Genomic DNA, 6,147 nt, shown 5'->3' on the forward strand with positions numbered 1-6,147 from the left:
GGTGTTATTAACCCTAAAACAGCAAAGATCCTCGCAAGACTTCACATGAGTGATAAAAGTTGGTTAAAGCTGACGACTAATTTTGAATGTGTCTTCACTGGAGCCGCCGGTACAGCAGAGCACTTAAGTGAATTTAGTAAGCATGTGGGGTTGCAACGAACACACGGATTAGCCAATGCTCAAGCGTTTTTGAATAGCGCATAACCCTCTTTATTAATCGGCCTTTGACTGATGTCATTTTAGCGTGACGGATTCAACTTGGCTAAAATTCAAGGGCTTGGCAAGTTTAAATAGACAACGCCTACCTGGACTCACTTTATTTAATAAATGGGTATTTTAATAAACCAGAAAGGTACCAATCTTCATATCATTATCGTTTGTAGCTATCATGGATGGCATAGTTGAGACTCTAGTTGAGACTCGCATAGTTGAGACTAGGCAAGTTTAAATAGATAACGCCTATCTGGACTCACTTTATTTAATAAATGGGTATTTTAATAAACCAGAAAGGTACCAATTTTCATATCATTATCGTTTGTAGCTATCATGGGTGGCATAGTTGAGACTCTTAATACGTTAGGGTTAAATCACGTATAAGACACAGAATGATTGAGGTTAGGGCTTGATGCTTGCTACGAAGAACAGTGCTGACTGCCGGAGTTGAATTTGTGTGGTGTACGTAATCTCTGATTCAATCAGTGTTAGTTTATTTTAGGCAATAAAAAAGCCTCAACATTACTGTTGAGGCTTCGTTATGAATGGTGCCGACTGCCGGAGTCGAACTGGCGACCTACTGATTACAAGTCAGTTGCTCTACCAACTGAGCTAAGTCGGCACACGAAAACGTGTGCGATAATTATATTACATTGAACTAACTATCTTGGCACCGAGTCAACTACACAAGTTGTTGACTCTACTCTTCACTAAAGTAAAAATGGTGCCTCGACCCGGAATCGAACCAGGGACACGAGGATTTTCAATCCTCTGCTCTACCGACTGAGCTATCGAGGCACATTAACAATCATAATGATTGCTCTGTACATTGTCTTCTTGGCTGTGCCTTGAAGACGGGGCGTATTAAACTGTTTTTCGTTTATCCCGTCAACCCTTTTTTTTAAATAAATGTTTGTTTGCCGTTTTTTTCAACGGATTGTGCTTTTATGGAGCAGTTTTGGCTTAATTCTTCTATTTCTAACTGGTAATATTGTCATTAATTTATTTATACCGTGTTAGTCGCAATCAGGATAAATGTTGTTTAGGTGCGATAAAAAAGTTATTTATTAATATAGGCGGGTAAAATAGGCTAGAGGATTATTAGGAAGTAAATCAAAAAATATAAGAAGTAAATCAAAAAAACACATCAAGAGTGGCTTTAACAATTAACATTGTGACGAAAGCTGTCATTAAAAAATTTATCAGTAATACTTTTAAATAAACACAGAACAAAGAAAAGGGGATATATTTTAATTTATCCCCTTTTTAGTTTATTTATTTCTTTTCTGGTGTGTAGCCTTCGATTTCAGGCTCTTTACCCTCAAAGAGATAGTCGACCATGGCTGATTCTAAAAATGCGCGGTCATCAGGATTCATCATATTCATTTTCTTTTCGTTAATTAGCATGGTTTGCTTTTTTTGCCAGTGTCCCCAAGCTTCTTTACAAATGTTATCAAAAATACGTTTGCCTACTTCGCCCGGGTAAAGTTGAAAGCCAAGGCCTTCGGCTTCTTTTTGTAAGTTTTGGCAAAAAACGGTACGGCTCATAATAAGGTCTCTTTTTGTCTAAGGGATGAATAAATTTATATATAAATTAAACAGGAAGTTGTTCAAGCTGTTTAATTAATTTTTGTGTCGATGCGGCTAAACCAACTGATGCGACTGTAGCTAAATTGTACCATTGCAATGTGCTATTTTCGCTAATTTCTTTTGCGGGTAACATTTCACAATCTATCACAATGGCTTCTATGTCGAGATGAAAGTGGCTAAAGGTATGGCGAAACTTATCTAAGGCAAATGTTGCCGTTTGCTTTAGGTTTAACTCGGCTAATAAATGCGGTAGCTGGTCGAGGTCTGATAACTCTAAAAAGCACCATAAGCCGCCCCAAATTCCTGCGGGAGGACGTTTTTCCATCAACACTTGCTGAGCAACACGTGGTATCACCATAATAGTATGTTTTTCTGGTATGGTTTTTTTTGGTTTCTTTTGTGGGTAATTTGCTTGTTCATCGCTAGCCTGAGCTAAACAACTGCTTTTTAGCGGACAAATGTCACACTTGGGCTTAGAACGTGTGCAAACCATGGCGCCTAAATCCATCATGGCTTGGTTAAACTGCGCCACGCCAATTTTTGGTGTTAATGCATCGGTAATGGGCCATAAGGTTTTTTCATAAATAGCTTGGCCAGTATGACCTTGTACTTTATAGCAGCGCGCTAAAACCCGTTTTACATTGCCGTCTAAAATGGCGTGATGTTTGTTTAAAGCTAAGCTTAATACTGCACCGGCAGTAGAGCGGCCGATACCGGGAAGTGCAATGACTTGGTCAATATTTTCAGGAAAATTTCCTTGGTAGTTGTCACGAATAGTTTTTGCTGTTTTGTGTAAGTTTCGTGCTCGTGCATAGTAGCCAAGCCCGGTCCAGTGATGTAGCACGCTATCTTCATCGGCATTAGCTAAATCAATAATGTTAGGAAAGCTTTCCATAAATCTTAAATAGTATGGGATCACTGTTGCTACTTGCGTTTGCTGCAGCATAATTTCTGAAATCCAAACTCGATAAGGGGTTTTGTCTTGCTGCCACGGCAAGTGTTTTCTGCCTTGCAACTGAAACCATGATAATACTTGGTCGCTAAATTGTTGCGCAGATTTGGCTGATATAGTAGTTTTATTTGTCATATTGGCGACAGTGTAGCGAATAAAGCTGAAATTTTCATTGCAAAAATTTCTATTGCCACTATCCTCTCGCAGTTAGTTAATTTAGTGTTTGGCTTAAACCGAACCGTAAGGAATAAAAGATGAAAATAGATGCAAAAAATCGTAGTGATCGTTTACGTAAAAAATTACGTGTTGATGAGTACCAAGAACTAGGTTTTGATATTGCTTGGCAACTAGATGACGGCGCTGACAATGAAACAGTTGATGCATTTTTAACTAAATTTTTCGATGAAACCATTGATCCGAACGGCTTAGGTTTTGGCGGTGAAGGTGATACTTTGTGGCATGGTTTAATCTGTACTCAAAAGCTGGGTAAATGTACTGAAGCACATCGCCAATTAGTAGAAAAGTGGTTAACGGATAACGGCGCAAGCTCAGTAACTGTTGGCCCATTATACGACGTTTGGTGGGCAGAGTAGTCCTTAAAAAACGACATTAACCCGAGCTAAGGTTAAATAACTTTACGGGCGTAAAATTAGATCTTGATAGGCATTATGCGATGATTGAATTTTAGTCATTAAACAAGGATAATATACGCCCCCAATTTTGATGACGCAATTAAATAATAGATAGCATTATGATAGACAGAAGCCACAAAACCGTTGAACAAGCAGAACAAGAAGGCAAGTACATTAGAAAAGTACGTAGCTTTGTTAAGCGCGAAGGCCGCCTCACTAATGGCCAAGCAAAAGCGTTAGAGCAGTTTTGGGATACGATGGGATTGAAACATCAAGATGGATTGATTGACCCTAAACTTTTGTTTGGTAATGACAAGCCTATTGTGCTCGAAATTGGTTTTGGCATGGGTAAATCTTTAGTTGAAATGGCTAAAAATGCTCCAGAGCTCAACTTTATTGGTGTTGAAGTGCACCGTCCAGGTGTTGGCGCTTGTATTGGCTTAGCCCAAGAAGAGGGTGTTAATAACCTAAAAGTGTACGAGCACGATGCTATCGAGGTTTTAGCCGATTGTATTCCTATTGAGTCGTTAACAACCGTACAATTATTTTTCCCTGATCCTTGGCATAAGAAGAAGCATCACAAACGCCGTATCGTACAAGCAAGTTTTGTTGAAGCTATTCGTCAAAAACTGAAAGTTGGTGGTGTGTTCCACATGGCAACTGACTGGGAAAATTACGCTGAATGTATGTTAGAAGATATGATATCTTCGCCCGGCTTTAAAAACTTATCAGTCAACAGTAATTACGTACCACGCCCAGATTCTCGTCCGTTAACCAAGTTTGAAAATCGTGGCCAAGACTTGGGCCATGGTGTTTGGGATCTACAGTTTGCAAAGCTTGATTAATGTTGTTCAGTTAGTTATTGCACTGAATTAGCGGTTGTCCAAAGTTAATGATAAAACTTACTAAGGGTTAGTGAAAAAAAGAGCGAATACGCTCTTTTTTTGTGGGTGATCAATAAAGCCTTGCTTGACTGATATTTAAAAACTGATGGACTAAAGTACAGCCTAAATAAGGCCTATAGGTGATAATGTGGTGTTGGGTTATTTTACAAAGGGCCTACGGGTGATATGTATATTTGAATGATTTTTTTGTAGGTCGGACTTCAGTCCGTCAACCGGTAAGCGAGTACATAACGTGATGATCAAAAGCCAAACAGACAAGTAAACTTAAAACGGTCAGCTATCTCTTTTAACCGACAGCTAATCACTATTTTACTGCCCGCTGATATTTAAAAGCTGATGGACCAAAGTCCAATCTACATAGAGCCTACGGTTACTAGTATAAGCTAGCGGTGTAGTTTATCTTGTTCAACATGAAATAAATGCTGACTGTTACGCAAATTACCTGTTTCTTTTAACCATTGCTGATTAATGATTTCTCGCATTAATGCCGCTTGCAATACTCTGCCGGCAGAAGCGCTCCAATAACTAATTGTTGCTGTTTGATGGGCGGTAGTATTGGGGTGTAGCTCTGAACGCGTTTCGGCCATTTCCTCAATAATATTGGCAATAACTTTTGGTTTTAGCTCTTGTATTATTTGACGTTTAAATTGGGTGAAGTGCTTAGCCTGCCGAAGCTGCCAAATTAGCCAAGCTAAAAATAAAACCGCGATAACTGCAATTATTTCCAAAACTATACTCTAGTATCTCTGTTAAATATCAGCGACATCATAACAGTAATTTGGCTCATGGTTAAATTTTTAATAGCGCTATTTCCTCCGCTGTTTATTTAACAAAAAGACTATAAATTACGTTGAACTTTTAGCGTTTTCACTATGAAAAAATAAAAAAGTAAGTTGTTAAACTTCCTTTTTTATGTGCCGGATGTGCGGTATGCTGCGCTAATACGGATGTAAAGGAGCAGCGACTGAGCAATAATTAGAGCTTAATCTAATGCTATGGGTGCGTTACTTTAAGTCATCCTAAGCTTGAATGCCGATATTGTTGTTTAAACTCGGTAACATCTTGCGCTAAAAAGTCATTAACTTGTGTTATCGCTGTTTTTAAAAATGCTTTACCTCGTTTTAAGTAAAGCCCAGCAGAAAGTGAAGGTTTACTGTAGTAACTGTCTACATAACCCCAAACGGTAAATATTTCTGCACTAACTTTATATCTTTCATTAACATTGCCTAATCTTGTATCACTTTATTACTGGCAATTTTTTATCGATAAGCTAAGTTGATTGATTTTTACATTATATGGCTATGTCATGCCTGTTAAACTGACTACAGAAGCATCTTCTCTAATATTGAAATATTAGCTGTTATTTTCTCGGTGAGTTATTTTCAATAACAGTAGTGAATTCGACTATCTAAAGGCCTTTTAGTTGGCTATTATGCAAAAAAAAATGAGTTATTCATGGACGCTGCTTTTGAATTTCTACGTCAAAAAGTCAACGATTACAGCCCGTTTTCGGATGACACATGGCAAGTCTTTAAAAAGTGCTGTCAATTGCGTCCAGTGTCCAAAGGTGAAGTGCTTTACCCTATCGGTGAGGTGCCGATCAGTTATAGCTTTGTGGTTTGTTTTGCGCCTATATCCTCGATGAACAAGGCAATGAGTTTAATAAAAATTTTTTTAATGAAGGGGTTTTACTGGGGTGATGACTGCACTGCTTAAACCAATACCCATTAATACCAATCCCATTAAGTTATTGCTCACTTGTACTAGTTAAAATAGCTCAATGCTGTGTTGCTCTCACTCCCAATAGCCAGCTATTGCTCAATCGAGCGCCTTACCTTGAATTATTTTTCCTGCG

6 protein-coding genes, 2 tRNA genes and 1 pseudogene are annotated in these 6,147 nt (G+C 38.4%); 4 read left to right on the plus strand and 5 right to left on the minus strand.

Annotated elements, in window-relative coordinates; translation table 11 throughout:
• Positions 1-204: pseudogene (locus ESZ39_RS16885) on the plus strand (transposase); the annotation flags it as partial.
• 555 nt (positions 205-759) lie between these two features.
• Here ESZ39_RS16885 and ESZ39_RS16890 read toward each other — a convergent pair.
• From ESZ39_RS16890 to mutY, 4 genes are all read right to left on the minus strand, one after another.
• Positions 760-835: transfer RNA gene (locus ESZ39_RS16890), tRNA-Thr, on the minus strand.
• 100 nt (positions 836-935) lie between these two features.
• Positions 936-1,011 (minus strand) — tRNA-Phe (locus ESZ39_RS16895).
• A 477-nt stretch (positions 1,012-1,488) separates the two neighbouring features.
• Positions 1,489-1,761, minus strand: a complete 273-nt coding sequence (locus ESZ39_RS16900) for an oxidative damage protection protein (RefSeq protein WP_146881093.1) — start codon at positions 1,759-1,761, stop codon at positions 1,489-1,491.
• A gap of 46 nt (positions 1,762-1,807) precedes the next feature.
• A complete protein-coding gene (gene mutY / locus ESZ39_RS16905) occupies positions 1,808-2,890 on the minus strand; it encodes an A/G-specific adenine glycosylase (RefSeq protein WP_146881094.1) in 1,083 nt (360 codons plus the stop codon).
• A 119-nt stretch (positions 2,891-3,009) separates the two neighbouring features.
• Between mutY and ESZ39_RS16910 the strand changes: the two genes are divergently transcribed.
• Positions 3,010-3,348 carry a YggL family protein gene (locus ESZ39_RS16910; protein WP_146881095.1) on the plus strand — a complete coding sequence of 113 codons (339 nt, stop codon included), beginning with the start codon at positions 3,010-3,012 and terminating at the stop codon, positions 3,346-3,348.
• A 158-nt stretch (positions 3,349-3,506) separates the two neighbouring features.
• Entirely contained in the window at positions 3,507-4,232 is a 726-nt protein-coding gene (trmB, locus tag ESZ39_RS16915) for a tRNA (guanosine(46)-N7)-methyltransferase TrmB (RefSeq protein WP_146881096.1), read from the plus strand.
• Between the two features lie 443 nt (positions 4,233-4,675).
• On the opposite strand, the gene ESZ39_RS16920 is transcribed toward trmB, so the two are convergent.
• The gene (locus tag ESZ39_RS16920; RefSeq protein ID WP_146881097.1) at positions 4,676-5,020 is read right to left on the minus strand and encodes a hypothetical protein; all 345 of its coding nucleotides are present in this window, start codon (positions 5,018-5,020) and stop codon (positions 4,676-4,678) included.
• Positions 5,021-5,747: 727 nt separating this feature from the next.
• Here ESZ39_RS16920 and ESZ39_RS16925 point away from each other — a divergent pair.
• Positions 5,748-6,008, plus strand: a complete 261-nt coding sequence (locus ESZ39_RS16925) for a hypothetical protein (RefSeq protein WP_146881098.1) — start codon at positions 5,748-5,750, stop codon at positions 6,006-6,008.
• Positions 6,009-6,147: the final 139 nt, after the last annotated feature.

The sequence above is a fragment of the Colwellia sp. C1TZA3 genome (assembly GCF_007954265.1).
Taxonomy (GTDB): Bacteria; Pseudomonadota; Gammaproteobacteria; order Enterobacterales; family Alteromonadaceae; genus Cognaticolwellia.

Bases quoted from the DNA above. Each gene is read 5' to 3' on its own strand.
- ESZ39_RS16900 (WP_146881093.1), bottom strand. From the start codon at position 1,761: ATGAGCCGTACCGTTTTTTGCCAAAACTTACAAAAAGAAGCCGAAGGC.
- mutY (WP_146881094.1), bottom strand. From the start codon at position 2,890: ATGACAAATAAAACTACTATATCAGCCAAATCTGCGCAACAATTTAGC.
- ESZ39_RS16910 (WP_146881095.1), top strand. From the start codon at position 3,010: ATGAAAATAGATGCAAAAAATCGTAGTGATCGTTTACGTAAAAAATTA.
- trmB (WP_146881096.1), top strand. From the start codon at position 3,507: ATGATAGACAGAAGCCACAAAACCGTTGAACAAGCAGAACAAGAAGGC.
- ESZ39_RS16925 (WP_146881098.1), top strand. From the start codon at position 5,748: ATGGACGCTGCTTTTGAATTTCTACGTCAAAAAGTCAACGATTACAGC.